The organism is Dichotomicrobium thermohalophilum (assembly GCF_003550175.1).
Taxonomy (GTDB): domain Bacteria; phylum Pseudomonadota; class Alphaproteobacteria; order Rhizobiales; family Rhodomicrobiaceae; genus Dichotomicrobium; species Dichotomicrobium thermohalophilum.
Window position 1 is genome coordinate 26,589 of record NZ_QXDF01000002.1, and the last position, 24,429, is coordinate 51,017.

Genomic DNA, 24,429 nt, shown 5'->3' on the forward strand with positions numbered 1-24,429 from the left:
GGCGCTGGAAGTCACGCGCTGTCATTCAGGATGTGTCATGCGCGGGGCCGCCGCGCAAGCGTCTGCATTCAGTCGGCCCGAATTTTGGGCGAATTTCGGCCGTTAGACCCGAGGCTGACCCGAAAGGGCATAGATACCGGTCCCTTTGCCGCGTGGTTGCAAGCCGGCACGGTCGCACCACAATCCCGCCACGGCGTCGTTGTACAGTCCGCATCAATCTTCTGGCGAGGCTGGGCGCTTAAAGCCTTAAGGCGTTTACGGAATATCGTCCAGGATGGCTTAGCCTGTATTTGCAAGGCGATGGCCCGAGCGGATAAAACGGGATTCGCCGAGAGAAGGGACCCTTAGCCGGAATGCGAGTTTATCCGCAGATGTCGTCCGCGGCCACCTGGAGCCGTCGCATTGCGCTGTTAACGCTACAGCTCTTCGTTCTGACGATCCTGCTGCATCAGTTCGCCGGGTTGTCCACGCCTGTGGCCATGCGCGTGTTCGGCATCGCCGTGCTTGGCGCGGTGATCGCGGTGGCGCTGGCGCTCGTGGCCCTCTGGCGCATCTGGCAAGACGGTTCGCGCGGATCGCGCCGGGCACTTGCGGCGATTTTCGCCGCAGCGTTAGTGCTGGCCGGGCCGGCCTGGTCGCTGCCAAAGCTTTTCCTTGAGCCTGGCGTCACGGAGGTGACTACCGATGCCACCGCGCCGCCGGCCTTCCGCGAACTGGCGAAAGTGCGCGCGGACGTGGCTCGTCAGGTACAAGCCGCTGCAGCGCCGTCTCCCGACAGCGCGACGACCGGTCCACTTACCATGAAGCCGTTAACGGTCGAGCGCTCGGCGGAGGAGACCTTCAGCCTTGTGCGCGAATCAATCGACGAACTGGGCTGGAGCATCGTCTCGGCGACGCCGCCGGCGGACGGCCAGGCGGGCTACATTGAGGCGACCGACCGTTCGCTGCTGTTCGGGATCACGGGCGATGTCGCTGTGCGCATTCGAGGCGGTCAGAGCCGCGCCCGCGTGGATGTGCGCTCAGCGTCGCGCTACGTCGAGCACGACTTGGGAGGTAATGCCGAGCGCGTGTCCAGCCTTTTCCAGCAGGTGGAGAGCGCGGTGGCACGGCTGGAGAAGAATGAGGAGATTGCCCGGCTTGCCCGACTGCGCGCCGAACGGGCCAAGCGCATCCGTGAGGCCCGGGAGGCGAAGGCGCGCCGCGAGAAGCGTCAGAAGCAGGCCTACGACACCGTTTCCCGGCAGTGGCGGGCACCATCGGCGCAGCGGAACCGCAGCCGTAGCCGGCGTTCGCGGCGGAGCCAGCGGCAGCGGACACAGGAGTTGCGCCAGTTCTGGGAGAGCATGCAGAGGTGATCGGGGCCATCAGTCCGACTGTCCGAACAGCCCTTCGATGGCGTTCTTGAAGTCGTCCTCGCTAACCTCGCCGCCGGTGAACTCTTCCACGGCCTTGCCGAAATTCTTGGCCGCACCGAGGCTTTTCTCCGGGTCTTTAAGCACTTCCTCGATATCTGGCAGGATTGCCGGGTCGGTCCAGTCGCCCTGAATACGGATCGGTAGCTCCACCGCCTCGGCTGTCTGCCCGTTGGACGCCCGCGGTGTCACGCGAGGACGCAGCTTGAGATCAATCTTTTCGTGGCGGACATCGACTTCACCGTTGCCGTCGGCGCTGACAAACGGCCCTTCCAATTGCAGATCGTCCGTGCGTGCAACGCCTTTCCGGATGGTCCATGACGCATCCAGCCGGACGAACTGCGTTTCCTCGCCCTCTCGACGGTGGAATTCCGATATATCGCCGGATTGAAGCCGGCCGAGGATGGCGGGGAGGTCAAGCCCCTCCAGCGCACCGTTGCGTAGGGCCATGTCGGCCTCGCCCTGCAGCCTCGCGCGCAGCTCGTCGAGCGTCGGGCCGCCGCTGGCCAGCCGGACCCGGCCGTTCAGCTTGCCGGACAGCCAGTCAAAGGACGAGACATCGCGGAAAAGCGGCAGCGCGTCGACGTCCTGCACGTCCAGCATCGCACTGATGACCGGCACGCCCTGATGCGCGCTGACCTCTGCGGCGCCGATCGCGCTGCCGTCATAGAGGTTCAGGCGTGACAGATCGAGTCTCAGCGTGCCGCCGCTGAGCCTGGCGCGGACAATCGCGTCGCGCGCAGCGAGCGCCTTCCGGGTGAGCGTCTTGGCTGTGAGCGTCAGGTCGGCATCGAGCGCGTCAAGCTCCGACAGATCGAGCCGGATATCGTCCTCCGGGGCAGCATGCGCCGACCATAACCCCGGATCCTGAGCGCGGGCTGCATCCCGCGGGACAGGTTGCAAGCGGAAGGCATCCAGATTGAGCTTGTCGAAATCGAGCTGTCCTGAGAGGGCAGGCCGCGCGCCATCCATTGCCACCGCGAGGTCGCCACGTGCCGTCATTTCGTCGAACGTTGCTGTCAGCCCGGAGAGCCGAATGTCATCGGCACCGGTATCCAGCTGGGCCTGCAGCGCGACGCGTTCGAGCATCGGCGCGGCGTTGCCGCCGGCAAGCGCGAAGAGTTCGGCCGGCCGGTCCGTATCAGCCCGAAGCGCGCCGGTGACAGTTCTCTCCGGCGTCACGTATCCGTCGAGGCCGAGTTCGGCAAACGTGCCCGAAAGCGCGGCCGTCAGCTTGGCGCGCTCGCCGAACCCAAGTTTTTGAGGCGTCTCAAGCGTGGCATCGACCTCGATCTGGCGCCCGCGGACGGAGAAAGCACCGCGAAGTGTCGCCGCTTCCCCCGGCGCCGGCATCCGCACTGCCAGGTCCGCGTCCGTCATTTCGACCGGCACGCGACCATCCGGCGTATGATACCGTATCGTTGAATTGCGCAGGCTTACTCGCCGGATGCGAACGCGAGCCGGGGCCGCCAGGGCCGGAGCGGCGTAGGCGATCTCCACCGGCTGCCGTGCCGCCCCGAACTCCCAATTGACGTTGCCCGCGGCATCGGTGCGCAGGTCGATAATCGCATTGTCGAGTGTCAGCGCGTCGAAAGTGATGCCGCCGCCCATGAGCGACATCACGTTGAGTTCGGCCGTCACGGTCTCGGCGCGCAGGAAGGGCCGCTGCGAATCCCCGTCCGGCCCGGAAAGCTGAATGCGCTCGAAGGTTACACCGGTAGAAGGAAGGACCTGGAAATGCCCGTCCCCGGCGATGACGAGCTGGCGTCCGGTCGCCTGCTTTACGTAAGCGGCCAGCTCCCCCTTGACCGTCGAGGCTGGAACGAGAAACGGGATAATGAAGAGCGCCGCCACTGCCACCAGCACGGCGCTGCCGATAATCACGAGAATGCGTCGCATGTCTCCCCCCTCATGGACCGCTTTGCCACAAACATCGGCCCCCCGAACGGCGGAAACATGAACGACGCCGGCTTTTCTACATGAGAATGCGCGCCGGCGTTACTCGGCTTCGGGAAGTACTGACACCGTTGTCCGGCCGCCGCGGATGTTCCGGAAAGCCACACGGCCTTCGCGCACGGCGAAGATCGTGTAATCCCGACCCATGCCGACACCGTCGCCCGGGTGCCAGGTGGTGCCGCGCTGGCGGATGATGATGTTGCCCGGGATAACCCGCTCCCCGCCGAACTTCTTGACGCCGAGGCGCCGTCCGATCGTGTCGCGTCCGTTGCGGGATGAACCGCCTGCCTTTTTGTGTGCCATGGCTCTCTCTCGCGTTTCGTGGAGCCCCAGAGGGCTCAGCCGATGTCGTTGTGCCGCCTCAGGCGCTGCTGTCCTCGATAAACTGCTTGGCCTGACCGACCCAGTCGTCGCGGGTGGCGCGGCCGCGCAGGTTCAGCGCGGCGTCCATTTCTTCCACGTCCGCCTCGCTCATGGCGGCAAGCTGATGGAAGTGGAAGATACCATATTCGTTGAGCTTTTCAGCCAGTTTCGGGCCGACGCCCGGCAGGGCCTTGAGGTTGTCGGGCTCGCCTTGCGGGGCATCCAGCTTTTCGAAGCCGGAGGGCGCTGCCGGCTTCTGCTTGCCGGATGCTTTCTTCTGAGCCTTGCTCTCCTCGGCAGCGCCAGCGGCCGGAGCTTGCTCCGTGCCTTTCTTGGCCTTGCCTTTGCCTTTCGTCTCCTTGGCCGGTGCGCTGCCCACGCCTTCGCCAGGCTTCTGGCCGGCCTCCAGCACCTCCAGCACGCGAATGGTCGTGAGCGGCTGGCGATGTCCCCGCTTGCGGCGATAATTCTTCCGGCGCTTCTTCTTGAAGACTATGATCTTCTCGCCGCGGCCCTGCTCCAGCACCTCCGCGGCGACGCGCGCGCCGTCGATGGTCGGCGCCCCGATCTGGGGGGCAGCGCCGTCCTTCCCGATCATCAGGACCTCGGGAAGCTCGATGACTTCGCCTTCGTCCGCCTCGACCTTTTCGATTTCCAGAACGTCATTGGGCGCCACACGGTATTGCTTGCCGCCCGTGCGAATGACCGCATACATCGCTCAAGCCTTTCTTTTCTCTTGCCGCGCCCTGTGGCGCCGCGAACGCAAATACGACCCTTCACGGGGGAAGCCGTTGTTCGCGGGCTTTGTGTTGTCCGATTTGGAGATGGCCTCGGGCAGCGCCTTAAGCGCGCGGACTCGCAGCCCGCGCATGTGTGCGAGAGAAATACAGTGCTGGGCATGCCTTTGTCAATGTCGGCGCATGCGTATCCTAGGGTCACCCTTGCGTTTGTGCCGAGCCGCGTTGCAGCGCGGCCAGCCCTTTGTCGATCGTGACCAGCAACAGTTCCACGCAAATGAACAAGACCGTCAGCACAGTCATGTTCAGCAGCACCTGCCCATAGCCCAGTTCGGCGACATCAAGGAAGGGATATGGATAAAAGCCGGTCCAGGCGCCGTGCGCGAAAATCCATGCCGCGTAAAGGAACGGCAGGATCAGCGCCGTCAGCGCGCAGTGCCACGGCGTCTCGCCGCGCCGCGTGTAGACAAGCCAGTCCAGCAGAAAGGCGATCGGCACGATCGTGTGCAGGATGATCTGCGCGATCAGGTTCAGGCCCTTCGGGTCCCACAGCGGCGCGAGCATGACATGATACACGGCCGCGACGATGATGATGTAGCCCCCAATCGCGGTCCGCACGCGCGGGCTGGTGAAGAACCGGCCCGCCGCGCTTTCGGGTGCCAGGACTGGCAGAGCCATCGCGAGCGCGATGATTCCGTTGGTCAGGATGGTGAAAAAGCTGAGAAAATGGAGCGTCCGCCAAAGGAGATCCGGGATGCGTGCGTGCAGTCCGTAATTGAACGCTAGAAACAGTCCGACGACCGCGACGACGGCCACGAGCAGGCGCAGGCCGGCTTTCATTGGCGCGCTCCCAGTTGTTTCCGCGAGGAGGCTAACGGAGGACTGCGATGATAGCCAGCCTACCACTCTAACGGCCGGGAGAATGTTTGGGCTTACCGTGCGGCAAGCGCCCGCCTCTGGCTCACCTTGCTCGGCTTGCCGGTCGCCGCGATCAGTTGCGCCACCTCTTCGATCCGCGCACGCAAGGATTGCGCTCGCTCCCGACAAAGGCGCGGCAACAGATCGGCCCGGCCCTGGCGCGCGACGTCGATGACCGCTTCGACCGCGCCGAGACTTTCATCGTCCAGTTGCGCGACCGTTGCAAGGAAGGGCCGACGAACCGTGGCAGGCGCACTTGCGAAGGCTGCAATGGCGAATTGCCCGTCGCCCAGACCAGCGCTCCGGAAATAATCCTCGTAGGAGCGTGGCCGCCAGTTCGCCAGTTCACCGGCCAGTGCACCGGGCGCAGCGGGGAAGCGCTCCAGCAGCATGACGAGGGCGGCATACTGCTCCAGAAACTCGCTGCTCAGCAGCGAGCGGTCGTTCACGATGGTCGCGTCGGCGTGCTTGCTGTAGTGCCCGTGGAGCGCCTTGGCGTAGCGTTTCGAGATCGTTTCCGACCAGGCTTTCCAGAACCACTCGTCGTTGGCGAAGTTCAGGTCCGTGTTCATGTCCGCAGAGCCGTCGGGATGTATTATGTTCATTGCGCGTCTGCTGATGCGCGCCGCCGGTTTCCGATTTCAGCGATGGCGCAAAAGGATTGCCAATGCATGAATGCGCCGGCCCGGTTTGGGAAAGCGTTAAGCAGCAGTGAATCCCGTCGGGAGCCAGGGCTGCTTTAAATCCCTGGAGACGAGGCCCATTTTCCGTGACAGTTCGGCAGCCGATACCGCAGATTGCGACGCCGAGACGCGATTTGCGCTAGACGATGCGCCCCCCTGCGCTGGTAAAGCGCAACCGCAAACAAGCGAGGCCAGATGATCAAGACATTGGGACAGGTGCTGGACAATCTGATGTCGGGCGACAGCGCCAAGGAGGAGACCGAAAGGGTTGACGATACGCGGCTGGCCGCCGCGGCGCTGCTCGTTCATGCCAGCACCATCGACGGTTATGTCGAAGAGGCCGAGACCGAGCGCCTCCAGGACGTTCTTAAGGAGCGCTATGGCCTTTCTGGCGACCAGCTTCACGAGTTGGTGGTCGCCGCCGAGCGCAGTGAGCGCGATGCTGTCGACATCTACAGTTTCACGTCCAAGCTCAAGAAGGCGCTGTCCGAGGAGGACCGGCTCGAGATCATCGAGATGATGTGGGAGATCGCCTACGCTGACGGCGAGGTCCATGGTTACGAGGAAAACCTGATCTGGCGTACGGCAGAACTTCTTGGCATCTCTTCGCGCGAACGCATCCGCGCCCGCAAGAAGGTCGAAGCACAGCAATAGAGCAGCGGCGCCGGGCGGATGAGCGGGGTGATTCAGCGACTCGAACGTGCCTGGGCGCGGCGCAGGGTGCCGGCCGGCGCGGGGCCGGACCCGGACGATGCGCGGCGCGATGTGGTCCTGATCACCGGCGCGAGCGAGGGCATAGGCCTTTCGCTGGCGCATGAATTCGCCGCCGCGGGACACGATCTGGCGCTGGTGGCGCGCAGCGAGGACAAGCTGGCCGAAAACGCCGAAGCCTTGCGGGCGGCGCACGGCATTCGGGTGGACTGCTTTGCGATCGACCTAGCGATCCACGGCCATTGCGACCGGCTGGCCGAGGATCTGGAGGCGCGCGGCCTGCGGGTCGATGTGCTGGTCAACAACGCCGGGATCGGCTTGAGCGGCGAATTCGTCGAACACGCAACGGCGGACGTGCTGCGCCTGGTTGACCTGAACATGCGCGTGCTGACCGACCTGATGCACCGGTATCTGCCGGAGATGCTCGAACGCGGCGGCGGGGGCGTGCTGAACGTCGCTTCACTGGGCGGCGCATTGCCGGGGCCGTATCAGGCGGCCTATTATGCCAGCAAGGCGTATGTGATCTCGCTGACCGAGGCGGTCGCGCACGAGATCGGCGGGCGCGGCACGCGGCTGTCGGTGGTGGTGCCGGGGCCGGTCGCCACGCGCTTTCACAAAAGCATGGGCGCGGAATCAGCGCTCTACACCAAGGTGATCGGCTGCATGGACCCGGATGTGGTGGCGCGAGCGGCCTATCAGGGCTTTCGCTGCCGCAAGGTCATCATCACGCCGGGCATACTGACGACATTCAATTATTTCGCGGTACGCATTCTGCCGCACACATTGACGACGCCCCTGATGGGCGTTCTGTTGAAAAAGCGGAGGTTTCTCCAGCCATGAAACAGATGAGCCGCGACGACGAATTCGCGCCCGCTGCCGGCGAGGCCGGCCGGGCGCCTGCCGGCGGTAAGCCAAAAGTGCTCTGCATCGTGCACAAGCGCCAGTCGAACCCGGGCTATGTCGGGCGCTGGCTGACCGGTCACGGCTACGCTCTAGACCTGCGCCGGCCGCGCTTTGGCGATCCGGTGCCCGAGAGCGTTCAGGACTATGCCGGCGTGGTCGTTTTCGGTGGGCCGATGAGCGCGAATGACGACTTCGACTACATCCACGCCGAGCGCGACCTGATCGAGCGCACGCTGAAGGCCGATCTGCCGTTTCTCGGCATCTGCCTGGGCGGGCAGCTTCTGGCCAAGCAGCTTGGCGCACGGGTCTATTCGCATTCGCGCGGGCAGGTTGAGATCGGCTATTATCCCATTCGCCCGCTAAAGCCAGGACGGCGCTTCCCGCACTGGCCCAGCCATGTCTATCAGTGGCACCGCGAGGGCTTTGACGTGCCGCGCGATTCGATCCGGCTGGCCGAGGGGCCGGTGTTCGAGCATCAGGCGTTTCAGTACGGCCCGGCTTTCGGCCTTCAGTTTCACCCGGAAATGACGCTGCCGATGATCGACCGCTGGACCACGCACGCCCATCGCCGCCTGCGCCTGCCCGGCGCGAAGCCGCGCCGCCAGCACATTGCGGATCATCAGATCCACGGACCGCGCCAGAGGCTGTGGCTCAATCATTTCCTCGCGGCGTGGATCAAAAAGCGAGCGTGAGCGCCCAGCGCTTACACTTTGTCAAAGCTTTTACCCCATGGTGCGCTTCGCCGGCACGTTGGTGGATCGTCGTCCGGAACCGGGGGAGGGCGCCGTCGCTGGCGAGCGCCTGGCCGAGCGGTTGCGCGTGCCTGCGCGCGGGCCGGAGTGCCGGCGCCTTCCCTTCACTCGCTTTTGTTACTGAAAGCTCGGCGCGACTTGGGTACAAACGCCCGGCAGAAAGAGCCGGGAGCGCAACAATGATCCTACGCGGTTTCTTCGCCGTCCTGCTGACCACAGCACTCTCCGCGTCCGCCCACGCCCGCAGTGTCACGGTGGAGAACAACTGTGAGGAGGGCGTGCGCTGCCTGCGCGTCTATGACGGCATCGAGAAGATCGAATTCTGCCTCGATCCCGGCCAGTCCCATGAGGTCGACGGGCTGGATGAGGGCGCGACCTATTGCGCCTGGTGCAGCGATGGGCGGCTGCCCGAGGATTGCCGACAGTTCCCGGTGGAGTTCGACTGACCCCGCTCAAGCCTTTGTGACCGCCCGCCGCGCCGATCCCCCGTGATTTCCGCGCGCCGGTTTGCCATATCTCCGCCGGAGCCAAGCAAAGGAGACGGCATGCACGGCACACGGGACGATCACCTCATCGCGCGCAAATTCTCCGACCCGGACCGGACCGCGAAGGGCGAGCGGCGCGCGCGAGTGGCCCTGCGCAAGCTGGAGACGCTGTGGATCAACACCGGCACGCTGTGCAACATCGAATGCGCGAACTGCTACATCGAGTCCAGCCCGACGAATGATCGGCTGGTCTATTTCTCCGCCGCCGACGCGCGCAAGGTCTATGACGAGATCGCCGAACTGGCCCTGGGCACGCGCGAGATCGGCTTTACCGGCGGCGAGCCGTTCCTGAACCCCGAGATGATCCAGATGGCGCGGGACGCGTTGGACCGCGGCTTCGAGGTGCTGATCCTCACCAACGCGATGCGCCCGATGCAGCGCCCACGGGTCAAGGCCGGGCTGCTGGGCCTGCAGCGCGATCACGGCGCGCGGCTGACCATCCGCGTGAGCATGGATCACTACACAGCCGACTATCACGACACCGAGCGCGGCCCCGGTTCGTTCGCGAGCACGCGGGACGGGCTGGATTGGCTGGCGCAAAACGGCTTCAACGTGTCGATCGCCGGGCGCACCATGTGGGACGAGCCGGAGCCGGAGGCGCGCGAGGGCTATGCGCGGCTGATCGCCGAGCGCGGCTGGCCCATCGACGCGAGCGATCCGAGCCAGCTCGTGCTGTTCCCGGAGATGGACGAGACAGCCGATGTGCCGGAAATCACCGAGGCGTGCTGGGGCATTCTCGGGAAATCGCCGGACAGCGTGATGTGCGCGTCAAGCCGGATGATCGTCAAGCGCAAGGGCGCGAGCGAGCCGACCGTGCTGCCCTGCACGCTGCTGCCCTATGATCGCGCTTTCGAGATGGGCGCGACGCTCCGCGAGTCCTTCGGCGCTGATGGCGGGATGTTCGAGAATGGCGCGGTGAAGCTGTGCCACCCGCACTGCAGCAAGTTCTGTGTGCTGGGCGGGGCGAGCTGTTCGGGCTGACCGGCGCATCGTCTGGCCCCTTTTCGAGCAGACTTAAACAACTGCACATTCGTCTTTGCCGGACTTGATCCGGCAATCCAGCGTATGAACACAGTCCCGCGGCACTGGATGCCCGTGTCAAGCACGGGCATGACGTGCTTTTACGGCGCGAAAGCCGCTTCAGCGAAAGTGCTTCGAGAGCTTGAGGCGCTGGGCCTGATAGTGCGAGCCGATGTCCTGGCCATACAGGCGCGTCGGCACCTCGGTCAGCTGTTCATACACCGCGCGGCCGACGATCTGCCCATCCTCCAGCATGAACGGCACCTTGTGGCTGCGCACTTCAAGCACCACGCGGCTGCCCGCGCCGCCCGCCGCATCATGCCCGAAGCCGGGGTCGAAGAAGCCGGCGTAATGGACGCGGAACTCGCCGACGAGCGGGTTGAACGGGATCATCTCCGCCGCGTGGGTCGGCGGCACATGCACGGCTTCCTTTGAGGCAAGGATGTAGAACTGGTCGGGGTCCAGCACCAACTCCGGCTCCCGGCCGGCATGAAGCGGCTCCCAATAGTCCTCGACGGCGCAGGCGCTGGCCACGTCGATGTCAATGACGCCTGTATAGCGCTTGGCGCGATAGCCGATCACCGCGCCGGGTTCTCCGCCCGCGAGATCCACGGAAAGCGCCAGGCCCCGGTCGATGTCCGCCTGCGTGGAGACCAGTCGCTCCTGGTCGTGCAGCGCCGCAAGCGCCGTGTCGCTCGTGTCAATCACGCCACGGCGAAAGCGCATCTGTGCCAGCCGCGAACCGGTGCGCACCAGCACGGGGAAGGTCTGCGGGCAGATTTCCGCGTAGAGCGGCCCGCGATAGCCCGCAGGGATCTGGTCGAATGTGCGGCCGTGATCGGAGATGATGCGGGTGAACACGTCGATCCGGCCGGTGGAACTCTTGGGGTTGGCGGCCGCGCTGATGTCGGCGGGCAGGGCGAGCGCCTCCTGAAGCGGCACGACATAGACGCAGCCGGTCTCCAGCACCGCGCCATCCGTCAGGTCGATGCGGTGCAGGCCGAAGCGCGACAGCCCGTCCGCGACCGTGAACCGCTCGCCGGGCAGGAAGCTGGCGCGCACGCGCCACGCATGGCGGCCGAGGCGCAGGTCAAGGCTCGCCGGCTGGATCTGCTCCTCGATGATCGGCGCTTCGGCGAGGATATGCCCGGCTGCGATCAGCCGGTCGATCTCCTGACAGGGCAGCAGCCCCGACGTCGCCAAAGGCGCGGTCGTTTCACTCATTCGTTAGCTCCTTGCGCTTTCGTGTAGCGGAGAACGACCTTGACGCCAAGGCGGGCCGGTTGCTTAATCCGCCGCGTTGCACGCTGGGACGGTGGTTTCCGGCGCTTAAGGAGGTTGCCCATGACCCAATCCGGTGACGAGACGCCGCCCGGCGGCTGGCGCCCGGCGACCACGCTGGTGCATGGCGGGACGCTGCGCAGTGCGTTTGGCGAGACGTCCGAGGCCCTGTTCCTCAACTCCGGCTATGTCTACGAGAGCGCGGAGCAGGCCGAGGCACGATTCAGCGGCGACGCGCCGGGCTATGTCTATTCGCGCTACGCCAACCCGACCATCACCATGTTCGAGCAGCGCATGGCGATGCTGGAAGGCGCGGAGGCTGCGCGCGCGACCGCATCGGGCATGGCGGCAGTCACCTCGGCGATGCTCTGCTGGCTCAACCAGGGCGATCATGTCGTCTCCGCGCGGGCGCTGTTCGGCTCCTGCCGGTACGTGGTCGAGGAACTTCTGCCGCGCTTCGGCATCGAGAGTACGTTGGTGGACGGACGGGACCTGAGCCAGTGGCGCGACGCGATCCGCCCGAACACGCGCGCGCTGTTCCTCGAAAGCCCGGCCAACCCGACGCTCGATCTCGTCGATATCGCAGGCGTGGCCGAGATCGCGCGGACGGCGGGGGCGCGGCTGATCGTGGATAACGTCTTCGCCACCCCGATGCTGCAAAAGCCCATGGCGCTGGGCGCGGATATCGTCATCTATTCGACCACCAAGCATGTCGACGGGCATGGCCGCTGCCTCGGTGGCGTCGTCCTCAGCGATCAGGAGTTCGTCGACGAGTACCTGGGCAATTTCCTGCGCCAGACCGGGCCGTGCATGAGCCCGTTCAATGCCTGGGTTATGCTCAAGGGGCTGGAGAGCCTGCCGCTGCGTGTCGCGCAGCAGAGCGAGACAGCGGCGCGGCTCGCCGATCATCTGGCCGAAGCGCCGGGCATCCTTGGCGTGTCCTATCCCGGCCGCGCGGACCATCCGCAGCACGAGATCGCGCGCCGGCAGATGGAGAATGGCGGGCCGATGGTGGCGTTCCGCATCGCAGGCGGCAAGGCGGCGGCCTTCCGCTTCATGAACGCGCTGCAGATCATCAAGATTTCCAACAATCTCGGCGACGCCAAGAGCCTGATCGCGCATCCGGCGACGACCACGCATCAGCGGCTGAGCGAGGACGCGCGCGCCGAACTGGGCATCGGGGGCGATCTCCTGCGCCTGTCCGTCGGGCTGGAGGATGTGCGCGATCTTATGGCCGATATCGATCAGGGCTTGCGCGCGGCCCACGGGTGATCGCGCAGCGCGGCGAGGGAGCGCGCGGGAATGCGATGATAGACCTCCGGCCGGTCCTGCTCGCCGTCGGCATACTGCTCTCGACGCTCGGGGCTGCTATGCTCCTGCCCGCGTTGTTTGACGCCGCCGCCGGCAACCCGGACTGGCGTGTGTTCGCCGCTTCGGCGGGCGTGACGCTGTTCGTGGGCGTCGGGCTGACCGTCTCGAACTGGGGGCGCAGCCGCGAATTGACCATCAAGCAGGCGTTCCTGCTGACGACGACCTCGTGGATCGCGCTGACCGCCTTCGCCGCTATCCCGTTCGCCTGGTCCAGCCTCGAACTGAGCTACACCGACTCCTTCTTCGAGGCGATGTCGGGCATAACCACCACCGGCTCGACCATCATCACCGATCTGCGCGAGGCGCCGCCCGGCATCCTGATCTGGCGTGGGCTGCTGCAATGGCTCGGCGGGCTGGGTATCATCGTCATGGCGCTGTCCGTCCTGCCGATGCTGAAGGTCGGCGGGATGCAGCTTTTCCGCGTCGAGGGCTTTGACACGGCTGGCAAGATCCTGCCGCGCGCGACGCAGATCGCCGGCGAGCTGGCGTTGCTGTACATCGCGCTGACGGCTGCTTGCGCCGTGTTCTACCAGGCCGCTGGGATGAGCGCCTTCGACGCGCTGGTCCATTCGATGACAACGATCGCAACCGGCGGCTACTCTAACCACAACGCCTCCATCGGGCATTTCGACAGCCTGCCTATTGAACTCACGGCAATCGGGTTCATGATCCTCGGCAGCCTCCCCTTTGCGCTGTTCCTGCGCGCACTCCACGGGGATTTCCGCGCGATGCTGCGCGACAGCCAGGTGCGTTGGTTCCTCGCAACCCTCGCCGTGTTCAGCGCAGTCGGCGTATATGCGCATGCGCCCGGCGCGCCGATCACCGACAGCGGCAAGTACGTCGACTCGGTCTTCAACGTCGTTTCGATCATGACCGGCACGGGCTACGCCACCAGCCCCTACGACATGTGGAGCCCGATGGCGGTCTCGCTGTTCTTTATCCTGATGTTCATCGGCGGGTGCTCAGGCTCGACCTCCTGCGGGATCAAGATTTTCCGGTTTCAGGTGCTGTTCCAGGGGCTGCGCCAGAAGATCCGGCTGATGTTCCACCCGCACGGCGTGTTCCTGGAGACGTATAACGGCCGGCCGCTGTCGCCCGATGTCATCAGTGCCGTGACGACATTCTTCTTCCTCTACATCGGCGCCTTCGCGGTGATCGCCATCCTGCTGGAGGTGATCGGCCTGGACACGATCAGCGCGATTTCCGGCGCGGCGACGGCGCTGTGTAATGTCGGGCCGGCGCTCGGAGAGACGATTGGGCCGGCGGCAAATTTCGCCAGCCTGCCGGACAGCGCGAAATGGGTGTTGTCGGCTGCCATGCTGATCGGCCGGCTGGAACTCTTTGCAGTGCTCGTGCTGATATTGCCGGCGTTCTGGCTTTCCTGAGCCCTATGCCTCGGAGGCTTCGCCGCGCGGCGCGCGGACATAAAGCCGTTTGATCGCGCCGGCCGCCCGGCCGATGTCGCGGCCAACGCCCAGCAGCGACGGCACCAGGATCAGCACCAGGAAGGTCGCCGCCGCAAGGCCGAACACCAGCGTGATCGCCATCGGGATGAGGAACTGCGCCTGCCGGCTGGTCTCGAACAGCAGCGGCGTCAACCCGCCGATGGTCGTGAGCGATGTCAGCAGCACCGCGCGGAAACGGTCGTAGGACGCGCCTATCGCCGCTTCGCGCAGGTTTTCGCCCGCTTTCAACCGTTCGTTGGCCTGCGCGACCAGAATGATGGAGTCGTTCACGAGGATGCCGGACAGTCCGAGCAGGCCGATCATGCTGATGATCGTCAGCGGCATGTCCATGATCAGGTGGCCGACGATTGCGCCGACAAGGCCGAAGGGGACGATGCCGATAACCGCCAGCGGCTTGGCGTAACTGCCGAACACCCAGGCGAGGATAACAAAGATCAGGATCAGCGCGACGATCGCACCGGTCTGGAGGTCGGCGAAGGACTGCTGGCGATCCTCCTGTCGGCCGCCGAAGTCGTATTCGATGCCGTACCTCTCGACCAGGCGCGGCAGCACATCCGCCCTCAGCTGCTCCACGACGGTCGCCACGCTGTTCACCTCGGCGTCCACGTCGCCGGTGACGGACACGGTTCGCTCCCCGTCAATGCGCTGGATAATCGAGAAGCCCGCCTGCTCGCGCACCTGCGCGACTTCGGGGAAGCGCACGAAGGTACCGTCCGGCGCGCGCAGATAGAAGTTTTCCAGCGCCTGCGCACCTTCTGCCTGTTGCTCGCGCAGCACGCGCACGGTGATCTCCTCGTCGCCGCGCGGGAAACGGGTGGCGATTGCGCCGTCGAAGGCGTTGCGAAGCTGCGTGCCGACACTCTCCGCGGTGAAGCCCAGGGCAAGGCCGCGCGGCGTGACCTCCACGATCAACTCGCGCTTGCCGTAGGGCATGTCGTCGGAGATCGCCGTGACGCCCGGATAGCCGCGCAGCGCCGTCTTGACCTCTTCCGCCGCGGCCTTGAGGTTCTCGATCGGCGCATTCTGCAGTTTGACGTCGACGTCACGGCCCGGCGGGCCGACCTGTTCGGTTCGCACAGTGGCTTGCTCGATGCCGGGGATCATCGGCAGGCGCTCGCGCCAGGCCTGCATGACGGTTTCGGTGCGGATTGTGCGGTCCTCGCTTGGGACGAGCTGGACCGCGACCTCGGAGATCGTGTCGGACTGCGTGCGTCCGGCCTTGCCGAGCGTGGTAAAAGCGGTGACGACAAGCCCGCCCTCGCCCTCGGTCAGTGCGGCTTCGGCTTCGTAAAGCGCGTCCTCGATGCGGCTCAGCGCCTTGATCCGCTCGGGGTCAGGGGTGCCCGCGGCGAACTCGACCTCGGCAGAGATGTTCTCGGATTCCGGAGACGGAAAGAACTGGAAGTCCACGCGCCCGCCGCCGAGCAAGCCAATGGCCAGTAGCATTGCCCCGAACGTGAAGGCGAGTGTGGTGTAGCGCCAGTCATAGCTGAACTCCACGAAGCGCAGGAAAGGCCCATCGCGGAACCACTGGAAGCCTCGGTCGAAGGTGCGGCGGAAGGCGCTCGGCGGTCGGTTCAGGTTGCCGAAGCTGTGGCTGAGATGGCCTGGCAGGATCAGGAAGCTCTCGACCAGGCTCGCGATCAGCACGGCGATGACGACAAGCGGGATGGCCACCATGACGTCGCCGATGCGCCCGCTGATGATGAAGATCGGAAGGAAGGCGGCCATCGTCGTCATGCTCGCGGCCGTCACCGGTGTGAACATGCGCTTCGCGCCGTTCTCCGCGGCTTCCATGCGCCCTTCGCCCTCGCTTTGGCGCGTGGCGGTCTCCTCACCCACCACGATCGCGTCGTCCACGATAATGCCGAGCATCATGATCAGCGCGAACATCGAGATCATGTTGATCGTCTGGCCCGACAGGAACATGACCACCAGCGTTGCCAGGAACGCGATCGGGATGCCCGCCGCGACCCAGAAGGCGATGCGCATGTTCAGGAACAGGAACAGGACGATGAGGACGAGGACCAGCCCTTGCAGGCCATTCTGGATCAGGATGCCGAGGCGCTGGGTCACGTACTCGCCGCGAATGTCATAGACCTCGACGTTCAGGCTTTCCGGAAGCGTGGGAAGGACGCGGTCCAGATAGGCCTTCATCTCGTCCATGGTCTGAAGGGTGTCGGCGCTCACCGCGCGCTGGACCTGCAGCAGGATCGCGCGCCCACCCTCGTGCAGCCCGATGATGGCATCGTCGTCGAAGCGTGGCTCGACCTCGGCGATGTCCTTGAGCTGGATCTTGTTGCCCGCCGCGTCGGATTTGACCTCGATCTCGGCCACTTCTTCCGGCGTTCGGCGCTCGGCGAGTGTGCGCAACTGCAGCTCGGACTCCCCCTCGACCGTCCCGGACGGCAGGTCGCGCGTCTCCTCGCGGATGCGCGTGGCGACCTGGTCCACGCCAAGGTCGAGCCGGCGCAGCTCCGCCTCCGGAATCGTTGCCCAGATTTCCTCGTCGCGCGCGCCGGTGAAGTTTACGCGGTCGATGCCGGCCTCCAGCAGCCCGTCGCGGATCTGCTTGGCATAGTCCTTGAGCGTGCGTTCGGCGAAGGGCCCGGAAATCGCGATCTTTGCGACCGGCTCGTAAAAGGTCACGCGCTGGATCGTCGGCTCTTCGGCGGCCTCCGGCAGCGTTGTCACCTGCTCGACCGCCTGCTCGACGTCAGACTGCGCCTTCTGCATGTCTGCGTCTGCGAAGAACTCGATGTTGAAGACCGCCACGCCCTCGCGCGCGACCGAGGTGATCTTGTCGACGTCGTCGAGGAAGCGCAACTCAGGGTCGATCGCGTCGACGATGTTCTGCTCGACGTCCAGCGCGCTGGCGCCGGACCACTGGATCGTGACGGTGATCGCCGGGATTTCGACGGTCGGGAAGAACTGCGTGTTGAGCCGGCTGACCGAGAACAGGCCGAGCACGATGATCGTCAGCATCAATAGGTTGGAGGCCGTGGGGTGCCGGACGAACAGGCCGATCAGACCGGGCCGGCCCGAAGGATGCTCAGACATCTGCCTCCACCACCGTCACCTTGACGCCCTCTCCAGGACGCGCCAGTCGTGTCGCCGCCACGCGCTCGCCGTCCTGCAGATCGCCGCGCACCAGCACATAGCCGTCCGCGCCGCCGACCTGCTCGACACTGCGACGAGTCAGTCGGCCATCCTCGATCACGTAGACATGATCGTTGTTGTAAAGCGCGGTCTGTGGAAGCCGGACGACGTCCTCGTACTGAATGTCCGGAACGCGCACCTCGACGAAGGCTCCGGGGCGCAGAGGCGTCGGCTCCAGCGGCGTCTTGATCCGGGCAAAGACATTCACGCCCCCGCTGGCAGAGGCGATTTGCGAACCGACGCGAACGATCTCCGCCTCATAGACGAAAGGCTCCTCGCCGACATACCAGCGGACCTCGACCGGGCGGCCCAGCACGCCGCCGCTGGTGCGGACGAGGCGTCCATACTGAGCGTCGCTCAGCGTCACGCGTACCTCAATCCACGACTTGTCAATCAGGGTGGCCACCGCGTCGTTGGTGCCCAGAACCTTGCCGACCTCGGCGTTCGGCTCGCTGACGTAAGCGTTGAAGGGCGCGGTCAGGCTCGTGTCGCGCAGGTTCCGCTCCGCGGTGCGGCGGGTCGCGCGAAGGCGCTCCAGCGCGGCCCGCTGCTGATCGGCGCGGGCCTGCTGCACGGACAGGCTGATCTCGCCCTGCTCGACGGCATCCTGCCGTTGGCTGACCGTCAGGCGGCGCTGATCAAGCGTCTGGCGCGAAACGGCCCCGGTGTCGACCAGTCTTTCGGCGCGCGCCAGGTCACGCTCGGCGATTTCGAGCTGCTCTCGCGCTCGTTCCAGGGCGGCTTCCTGCGCGCGGATCTGCGCTTCACTCTCCTGTAGCCGCGCTTCGGTTTCCGCGATCTGAGCACGAGCCTCGGCGAGCGCGATCTCGTAGTCGAACGGGTCGATCTTCAGAAGGAGATCGCCATCGGAGACCTCGCCGCCTTCGCGCAGGTTCGGCGATGCTTCGACAACCTCGCCGGAGACCAGCGCGCGCAACTGCACCTCGCGTCCGGCGACCGTCTCGCCGTAGAGCGTCAGTTGCGGCTGATAGCTGGAATGAGTGACCGTCACGGCGCGCACGGGCGAGACCGCTTCCTGCGGGGGCTCGGGGGTCACCGCTGGCTTCGTCGCCAGCAGGTACTGGTATCCCGCGTAGGCCCCCGCCAGCAGCGCCAGCGGCAGCAGCACTTGAAGCAGCAGGCGGGCCCCACGGCCAAGCACGCTGAGAAAGCCGCCCTGGGGCTCCTCATGCCGGTCTTCCCGATCCGTTTCCTCTGCGGGGCGCTGCTGGAGCATGAAACAACCTTACGAGAACGCACTGACGCCGGTTTTGCGGGCGGTAACATGAATACGTGGTGAATGGCCGAACCGTTTAGTGACGCTATGCAATGCTCGTCTTTGACACTGGTCATTCACCCCTGTGACCGAACAGCGCGTCTGGGTCAAAGTCGTATTCGCTGTTGCAGAACTCGCAGGTCACCGAGACCTTGCCGTCGTCCTGAACCATCTCGCTGATCCGGTCGGCCGGGAACCGCTTGAGCAAATCTTCCACCCGCTCCCGCGAGCACTGGCAGAACGCGCTGATCGCGCTTGCCGGGAACGCGCGCACGCGCTCCTCGTGGAAAAGCCTGATCAACAAACGTTCCGGCGACAACGTCGGATCAAGGATTTCATGGTCCTCGACCGTCGCGCCAAGCATGGAGGCGCGGTTCCAGTCCTCCGCGCTCTGGCCCTCGGCCTCGGTCGCATGGATGGCGTTGCGGCCGCCCTCGGCGCCGACCTTCTGGATCATCAGGCCGCCCGCACGCCAGGCCCAACCGCCGCGCTCCCCGTCGCGTCCGCCAACGAATTGCGGTGCCACGGCCACGCGCAGCAGACTCGGGATCTGCTCCGACTGGCGGAAATACGTATGGGCCGCGTCGACGAGGTTCTCACCCTCGAGCTCAACGAAGCCCTGATACCTTTCAAGGCCGCCGCCCGGCTCAATCGTCAGCGCCATGTGCCCCTTGCCGAGCAGGCGCGGGTCGCTCTCGCCGGCTTCCGCGATCGCCTCTGCGACGCCCTCATCCTCATAGCTGGCATAAGCACGGACGTCGCCCGGAGCACGGAACTGCACAACCAGGAAGGTGATGGGGCCGTCCGAACTGGTCTGGAGCGTGAGCTTGCCGTCGAATTTCAGCGAGTGCCCGAGCATCACGGTGAGCAGGATCGCCTCGCCAAGCAGGCGCGAGACCGGCTCAGGATAATTGTGGCGCGACAAGAGGTCGTCGACGACCGGGCCAAGCCGCACCAGGCGGCCGCGCACGCCCGCACTCTCGATCTGGAAGGGCAGCACGTAGTTCTCTAGTGTGCCGACCAGTTTGCCCTCGCTCTGGTCGAGCACGTCTCCATCCGTTTTCGTCCCGCCGGATTCTCCAACCATTCACTCCGCCTCTAAACACCATGCCAGGATGGCCCGCTGCGCGTGCATCCGGTTTTCGGCCTCCTCGAAAACCACGGACTGTGGACCGTCGATCACCTCGCCGGTGACTTCATGGCCGCGCTGGGCGGGCAGGCAATGCATGAATATAGCATGGGGCGCAGCGCGGCTCATCAGCGCCGCATCAACCTGGTAGTCCCGCAACATCTTCATGCGGCGGTCGCCGTCGTCATGACCCATTGACACCCATACGTCGGTCAGGACGCAGTCGGCGCCCGCAATCGCCTCTCCCGGATCCTCATGAATAACGATTTGCCCGCCGCGCGCCGTCGTGTCCTGGACGAGTTCCGGCGAAGGCCGGTAAGCCTCCGGGCACGCAATGGACAAGATAAAGCCGAACATCGACGCGGCGTGGAGCCAGGAGGTCGCCACGTTATTGTTCGCGTCGCCGATCCACGCGATCTTCCGCCCGCTGATTGGGCCGAGATACTCCTCGAACGTCATGACGTCGGCGAAGACCTGACATGGGTGTGAGAGGTCGGTCAGGCCATTGATCACCGGCACGTCCGCATGTTCGGCCAGTTCGAGAAGGTCCGCGTGGGCCGTCGTTCGTAACATGATGACGTCGACGTAACGGGACAAGACCCGGGCGGTGTCGGCGATGGTCTCGCCTCGGCCGAGTTGAAGCTCGTTCGCGTTCAGCACGATCGTCTCGCCGCCGAGCTGGCGCATCGCCACGTCGAAGGACACGCGCGTGCGCGTGGAGGGTTTGGAGAACAGCATGGCCAGCACCTGGCCGCGCGCCAGGTGAGCGATCGACAGCCGGTCGCGCTGGAAGCGCGCCTTCATGTCATGCGCGCGCGCCATCAGTCGGTGAAGCTGCGACTGTTCGAGCCTGTTGAGATCGAGGAAATGACGAGGCGTCATGGCTTGTCCACGTTTTTCACGCTGCGGCCGACGAGGGCGCGAGAACCAGTGAGCGGGAAGGTCAGCCGTGATGCGCAGCAGCGGCAGGAGCGTCGGTGCCAAGCGCCGTGAGCGCCGCATCGAGACACCCACGAGCCTCGCGCACTTCGTCTTCGCCGATATTGAGCGGCGGCACGAGCCGCAAGACATTCTCGCTCGCGCCGACAGCAAGCATGTGCTGCGCTCGCAGCGCGGCCACCACATCCCCAACTGGCGGCGAGCATTTGAGGCCGAGCAGCAAACCTTCGCCGCGGACCTCTTCGATCATGCCGGGATGCGCATCGCTGAGTTCCGCGAGCTGCTGACGCAACCTTAGCCCGGTATCGCGCACATGCGCCAGGAATTCGGGCTCCAGAACGATGTCCAGCACTGCGTTGCCCACGGCCATCGCCAAGGGGTTGCCGCCGAAGGTCGAGCCGTGTGTGCCCACGGTCATGCCCTGCGCGGCGTGTTCTGTTGCCAGGCAGGCCCCGACCGGGAAGCCGCCGCCGAGGCCCTTGGCCGCAGCGAGAATGTCCGGGACGATGCCTGCGTGTTCGTGGGCGAAGAAGCGTCCGGTCCGGCCGACGCCCGACTGCACCTCATCGAGAATAAGCAGCAGGCCGTGCTCGTCCGCGAGTTTGCGCAGAGCTCGCAAGAACGGCCAGCCCGGATTGCGGATGCCGCCTTCACCCTGGATCGGCTCGATCAGGAAGCCGGCGGTTTCCGGCGTGATCGCGGCGCGTGCGGCTTCGATGTCGCCGAGCGGCACCTGGTCGAAGCCCGGCATGGGCGGGCCGAAGCCGCTCAGCAGCTTTTCCTGCCCCGCCGCGGCGATGGTCGCCATTGTTCGGCCGTGAAACGCGCCCTCAAAAGTAATGAGCCTGTGCCGCTCGGGTGCGCCGGTGGCCGAGTGAAACTTTCGGGCCATCTTGATGGCGCATTCCAGGGCCTCCGCGCCCGAGTTCGTGAAGAACACCGTGTCGGCGAAGGTCGCCGCGCAGAGCCGCTCGGCCAGGCGCTCCTGCCCCTCCACGCGGAAAAGGTTGGACGTGTGCCAGAGCTTCTGCGCCTGGTTGCACAGTGCGTCTGTCAGCTTGGGGTGGGCATGGCCAAGCACGTTCACGGCGATGCCTGCGGTGAAGTCGAGATAACGCTCGCCCGCGGTCGTGAAAAGATAGGCACCCTCGCCGCGCTCGAACACGAGATCAGCGCGGGCGTAAGTTGGCAGCACCGCCGGCATGTCCGAGGACTTTCTTCTCCGTTGCAAAAAAGCGCATGCGCGTTGGCTGGCCGCCGGGACAGCCTCGCTCCCGCAGCATATTCCTCACTCGCTTTCGCGGTGTCAATTGGCCGAAAAGACACACTGCGGCAATAATTGCCGTCAAAAGGGCCACAGGAGCGTGCTCGGCGTTTGAGTTTTTCAACCGGGCGTGGCACTTCGTAGAGCAGGATAGCGGTGTGCCCTCCCCCGGAGTCAGTGGCTTCGGCGCAACGGGAGGGGCGACCGCAATGTTTGAGGGCTGGCGGCCCCTTCGAGTCCTCAGTTGCCGCCTCGGCCAGCGCGCGTCCCGATCGCCGCTTCAGCGATCCGGTAGCAGTACCAGTCCGCGGCCGAACGAGTCTTCCCAGTACAGCGTTTGTCGTCGTTTTCGACACCTTTGACGAGCTTGGTCACGGCGTAGCCGCGTTGCGTCCGGCGGGGATTTTTGACGCCGCGTCTGCGCGATCAGCGCTGCATTTCCGTGTGCGGCGCTCAAGAGACAGAGCCATGAGGAGGCACGAATGGCATGGACGGAAGAGCGCGTCGCGCTGCTGACGCGACTTTGGAATGAGGGGCATACAGCGAGCCAGATTGCCGAGCAGTTCGGCGATATCACGCGCAATGCGGTCATCGGCAAGGTGCACCGGCTCGGGCTTTCCGGGCGCGCGGCAGAATCGCGGTTCCGCGCCGCTCGCATCAAGATGCGCCCGCGCAACCAGAAGCCGCGCGGCGGCTCCGGCGCGGCATTCCCGGTGCAGGGGAACGCGGCGCTGAAGGCGGAGCCTGGCGTGGCGCAGGCTTGGCCGGCGCCGGCCCGGCGGCCGAATCTTCGCCCGGTGGAGCAGCCGGAGTCCGAGGCGGGTCCGGTCGTTGGCCTGCTGGAGCTGCGAGAGAGCAGTTGCCGCTGGCCAATTGGCGATCCAGACCAGCCGGGTTTCGGATTCTGCGGCTGCCAGAAGGCGGAAGACGGTCCTTACTGCGAGCGCCATGCGGCGATGGCGTTCCAGCCGGCGGCGCGTCGTCGCCCGACGGAGAAAGAGGCGGCGTAAGGGGCGGGGCAAGGCGCCGCGCCGGGTCCCTCCCGGCGCGCGCCACCCTCACGCGCCGGTTCCGGTCTTTTTCGGGAGCTTCTCGCCAAACGCGTAGCCGGCACCGCGCACCGTGCGGATCGGGTCCTGATCGCGTCCGCGGTTCAATGCCTTGCGCAGCCGGCCGATATGCACATCCACTGTCCGCTCGTCGACGAACACGTCTCGCCCCCACACCCCGTCGAGCAATTGGGTGCGCGTGAATACGCGCCCCGGGCTTTCCATCATGAATTCCAGCAGGCGGTATTCGGTCGGGCCGATGCGCAACTCGCGCCCGCCGCGGAACACCCGATGCGCATCGCGGTCCATCACGATATCGCCGACTTCCAGCGTGTCCTGGAGCCGGCTCGGGCTGGTGCGCCGGAGGATCGCGCGCACGCGCGCCAAAAGTTCGGGCAGCGAAAACGGCTTCACGACGTAATCGTCCGCGCCGGTGGTCAGCCCCCGGATGCGGTCGGTTTCCTCGCCGCGGGCCGTCAGCATGATGATCGGGATGTTGCGTCCTTCGCGGCCTGTGCGCAGACGCCGGCACAACTCCAGCCCCGAAAGCCCCGGCAGCATCCAGTCGAGGACGATCAGGTCGGGCGTATCCTCCTCGACCGAAACCTCGGCATCCTCGCCGCGCGAGACGACCGTAACGTTGAAGCCCTCCGCCTCCAGATTGTAGCGGAGCAGCATGGCCAAGGGCTCTTCGTCCTCGACGACCAGAACCTTAGCTGACATTCCGCTCTGCCCCGGATACTACTCTAGCCGTTATCGTCGGAGTCTCCCGTCGCCTCAGCCGGCGACAGCAGGCTCGTGGTGTCGCTCTTCGGGCGGCCCTCGACCAGCGTCTCGCCGGTGATCATGAAAAAGGTCATCTCCGCGATGTTGGTGACGTGGTCCCCGATGCGCTCGATGTTCTTCGCGCCGAACAGCAGATGCGTGGACAACGTGATGCTGCGCGGATCTTCCATCATGTAGGTGAGCAGCTCGCGGAAGAGCGAGTTGTACATCGCATCGATTTCATAATCGTCCATCCAGACGCGCTTTGTCTTTTCAGCATCGCGCGTCGCATAGGCGTCGAGCACATCCTTGAGCTGCTGAAGGGCCTGCAGGCCCATATGCTTCAGGCCAAGCATCGCGCGCTTGGGCTGGGGCTCGCCGGCGATGGCGAGTGTACGCTTGGAGATGTTCTTGCCCAGATCGCCGATACGCTCTAGGTCGCCGGCGATGCGGATGGCGGTGATGATCTGGCGCAGGTCGAGCGCGACCGGCTGACGCCGTGCGATCATCAGTACCGCAAGCTCTTCGATTTCTTTTTCGAGCTGGTCGATGTTCTTGTCCCGAGAGATCACGTCCTCGGCCAGCTCCGGGGCGTTTTTCTCAAGCGCCTCAATCGCCTCACTAAGCAGTTGCTCGCACAGTCCTCCCATATGGGCAATCTTGGCATCAAGCGATTTAAGCTCTTGTTCGTAGGAGCTTACGGTATGCTGTTCCATGGGTCTGTGCTGCT

Annotated in this window: 22 protein-coding genes; 9 read left to right on the top strand and 13 right to left on the bottom strand. The window is 65.2% G+C overall.

What is annotated here, in order from left to right; all coding sequences use genetic code 11:
- Window positions 1-353: 353 nt before the first annotated feature.
- A complete protein-coding gene (locus tag BXY53_RS10130; RefSeq protein ID WP_119061888.1) occupies window positions 354-1,355 on the top strand; it encodes a DUF1499 domain-containing protein in 1,002 nt (333 codons plus the stop codon).
- A 9-nt stretch (window positions 1,356-1,364) separates the two neighbouring features.
- Here BXY53_RS10130 and BXY53_RS10135 read toward each other — a convergent pair whose 3' ends face one another.
- The 5 genes from BXY53_RS10135 to BXY53_RS10155 all read right to left on the bottom strand — a co-directional run bounded on the left by BXY53_RS10135 (window position 1,365) and on the right by BXY53_RS10155 (window position 5,991).
- On the bottom strand, window positions 1,365-3,311 hold the full coding sequence (locus tag BXY53_RS10135; RefSeq protein WP_119061889.1) for an AsmA family protein: 1,947 nt from the start codon (window positions 3,309-3,311) through the stop codon (window positions 1,365-1,367).
- A 99-nt stretch (window positions 3,312-3,410) separates the two neighbouring features.
- Window positions 3,411-3,671 carry a 50S ribosomal protein L27 gene (rpmA, locus tag BXY53_RS10140; RefSeq protein ID WP_119061890.1) on the bottom strand — a complete coding sequence of 87 codons (261 nt, stop codon included), beginning with the start codon at window positions 3,669-3,671 and terminating at the stop codon, window positions 3,411-3,413.
- Between the two features lie 58 nt (window positions 3,672-3,729).
- Window positions 3,730-4,446: a 50S ribosomal protein L21 gene (locus tag BXY53_RS10145; protein ID WP_119061891.1), complete on the bottom strand. Its 717-nt coding sequence runs from the start codon at window positions 4,444-4,446 to the stop codon at window positions 3,730-3,732.
- 220 nt (window positions 4,447-4,666) lie between these two features.
- Window positions 4,667-5,308, bottom strand: a complete 642-nt coding sequence (locus BXY53_RS10150; RefSeq protein WP_119061892.1) for a Pr6Pr family membrane protein — start codon at window positions 5,306-5,308, stop codon at window positions 4,667-4,669.
- 92 nt (window positions 5,309-5,400) lie between these two features.
- Window positions 5,401-5,991, bottom strand: coding sequence for a hypothetical protein (locus BXY53_RS10155; protein WP_147361547.1), 591 nt, complete (start codon window positions 5,989-5,991; stop codon window positions 5,401-5,403).
- Between the two features lie 273 nt (window positions 5,992-6,264).
- Between BXY53_RS10155 and BXY53_RS10160 the strand changes: the two genes are divergently transcribed.
- From BXY53_RS10160 to BXY53_RS10180, 5 genes are all read left to right on the top strand, one after another.
- Complete coding sequence (locus BXY53_RS10160; RefSeq protein WP_119061894.1) at window positions 6,265-6,723, top strand: tellurite resistance TerB family protein; 459 nt, start codon at window positions 6,265-6,267, stop codon at window positions 6,721-6,723.
- An 18-nt stretch (window positions 6,724-6,741) separates the two neighbouring features.
- A complete protein-coding gene (locus BXY53_RS10165) occupies window positions 6,742-7,620 on the top strand; it encodes an SDR family NAD(P)-dependent oxidoreductase (RefSeq protein WP_119061895.1) in 879 nt (292 codons plus the stop codon).
- On the top strand, window positions 7,617-8,375 hold the full coding sequence (locus BXY53_RS10170; RefSeq protein WP_245410438.1) for a glutamine amidotransferase-related protein: 759 nt from the start codon (window positions 7,617-7,619) through the stop codon (window positions 8,373-8,375). Before BXY53_RS10165 ends, BXY53_RS10170 begins: the two co-directional genes overlap by 4 nt.
- Before the next feature lie 239 nt (window positions 8,376-8,614).
- Window positions 8,615-8,881, top strand: coding sequence for a hypothetical protein (locus BXY53_RS10175; RefSeq protein WP_119061896.1), 267 nt, complete (start codon window positions 8,615-8,617; stop codon window positions 8,879-8,881).
- Window positions 8,882-8,980: 99 nt separating this feature from the next.
- Window positions 8,981-9,961 carry a radical SAM protein gene (locus BXY53_RS10180; RefSeq protein WP_119061897.1) on the top strand — a complete coding sequence of 327 codons (981 nt, stop codon included), beginning with the start codon at window positions 8,981-8,983 and terminating at the stop codon, window positions 9,959-9,961.
- 159 nt (window positions 9,962-10,120) lie between these two features.
- Here the strand turns inward: BXY53_RS10180 and BXY53_RS10185 are convergent, their stop codons facing one another.
- Entirely contained in the window at window positions 10,121-11,224 is a 1,104-nt protein-coding gene (locus BXY53_RS10185; RefSeq protein WP_119061898.1) for a 2'-deoxycytidine 5'-triphosphate deaminase, read from the bottom strand.
- Between the two features lie 120 nt (window positions 11,225-11,344).
- Between BXY53_RS10185 and BXY53_RS10190 the strand changes: the two genes are divergently transcribed.
- Window positions 11,345-12,553, top strand: coding sequence for an O-succinylhomoserine sulfhydrylase (locus BXY53_RS10190; RefSeq protein ID WP_119061899.1), 1,209 nt, complete (start codon window positions 11,345-11,347; stop codon window positions 12,551-12,553).
- Between the two features lie 35 nt (window positions 12,554-12,588).
- Window positions 12,589-14,037, top strand: a complete 1,449-nt coding sequence (locus BXY53_RS10195; RefSeq protein WP_119062172.1) for a TrkH family potassium uptake protein — start codon at window positions 12,589-12,591, stop codon at window positions 14,035-14,037.
- 3 nt (window positions 14,038-14,040) lie between these two features.
- Here the strand turns inward: BXY53_RS10195 and BXY53_RS10200 are convergent, their stop codons facing one another.
- The 5 genes from BXY53_RS10200 to BXY53_RS10220 all read right to left on the bottom strand — a co-directional run bounded on the left by BXY53_RS10200 (window position 14,041) and on the right by BXY53_RS10220 (window position 21,825).
- A complete protein-coding gene (locus BXY53_RS10200; RefSeq protein WP_119061900.1) occupies window positions 14,041-17,178 on the bottom strand; it encodes an efflux RND transporter permease subunit in 3,138 nt (1,045 codons plus the stop codon).
- The gene (locus BXY53_RS10205; RefSeq protein ID WP_119061901.1) at window positions 17,171-18,514 is read right to left on the bottom strand and encodes an efflux RND transporter periplasmic adaptor subunit; all 1,344 of its coding nucleotides are present in this window, start codon (window positions 18,512-18,514) and stop codon (window positions 17,171-17,173) included. Before BXY53_RS10205 ends, BXY53_RS10200 begins: the two co-directional genes overlap by 8 nt.
- Before the next feature lie 112 nt (window positions 18,515-18,626).
- Entirely contained in the window at window positions 18,627-19,640 is a 1,014-nt protein-coding gene (locus BXY53_RS10210; protein WP_119061902.1) for an Hsp33 family molecular chaperone, read from the bottom strand.
- Window positions 19,641-20,564, bottom strand: a complete 924-nt coding sequence (gene argF / locus BXY53_RS10215) for an ornithine carbamoyltransferase (RefSeq protein ID WP_119061903.1) — start codon at window positions 20,562-20,564, stop codon at window positions 19,641-19,643.
- A gap of 61 nt (window positions 20,565-20,625) precedes the next feature.
- On the bottom strand, window positions 20,626-21,825 hold the full coding sequence (locus tag BXY53_RS10220) for an aspartate aminotransferase family protein (RefSeq protein WP_119061904.1): 1,200 nt from the start codon (window positions 21,823-21,825) through the stop codon (window positions 20,626-20,628).
- Window positions 21,826-22,367: 542 nt separating this feature from the next.
- On the opposite strand from BXY53_RS10220, the gene BXY53_RS10225 reads away from it, so the two are divergent.
- Window positions 22,368-22,895 carry a GcrA family cell cycle regulator gene (locus BXY53_RS10225; protein ID WP_119061905.1) on the top strand — a complete coding sequence of 176 codons (528 nt, stop codon included), beginning with the start codon at window positions 22,368-22,370 and terminating at the stop codon, window positions 22,893-22,895.
- Between the two features lie 48 nt (window positions 22,896-22,943).
- On the opposite strand, the gene phoB is transcribed toward BXY53_RS10225, so the two are convergent.
- A complete protein-coding gene (phoB, locus tag BXY53_RS10230) occupies window positions 22,944-23,657 on the bottom strand; it encodes a phosphate regulon transcriptional regulator PhoB (protein ID WP_119061906.1) in 714 nt (237 codons plus the stop codon).
- Window positions 23,658-23,680: 23 nt separating this feature from the next.
- The gene (phoU, locus tag BXY53_RS10235; RefSeq protein WP_119061907.1) at window positions 23,681-24,415 is read right to left on the bottom strand and encodes a phosphate signaling complex protein PhoU; all 735 of its coding nucleotides are present in this window, start codon (window positions 24,413-24,415) and stop codon (window positions 23,681-23,683) included.
- Window positions 24,416-24,429: the final 14 nt, after the last annotated feature.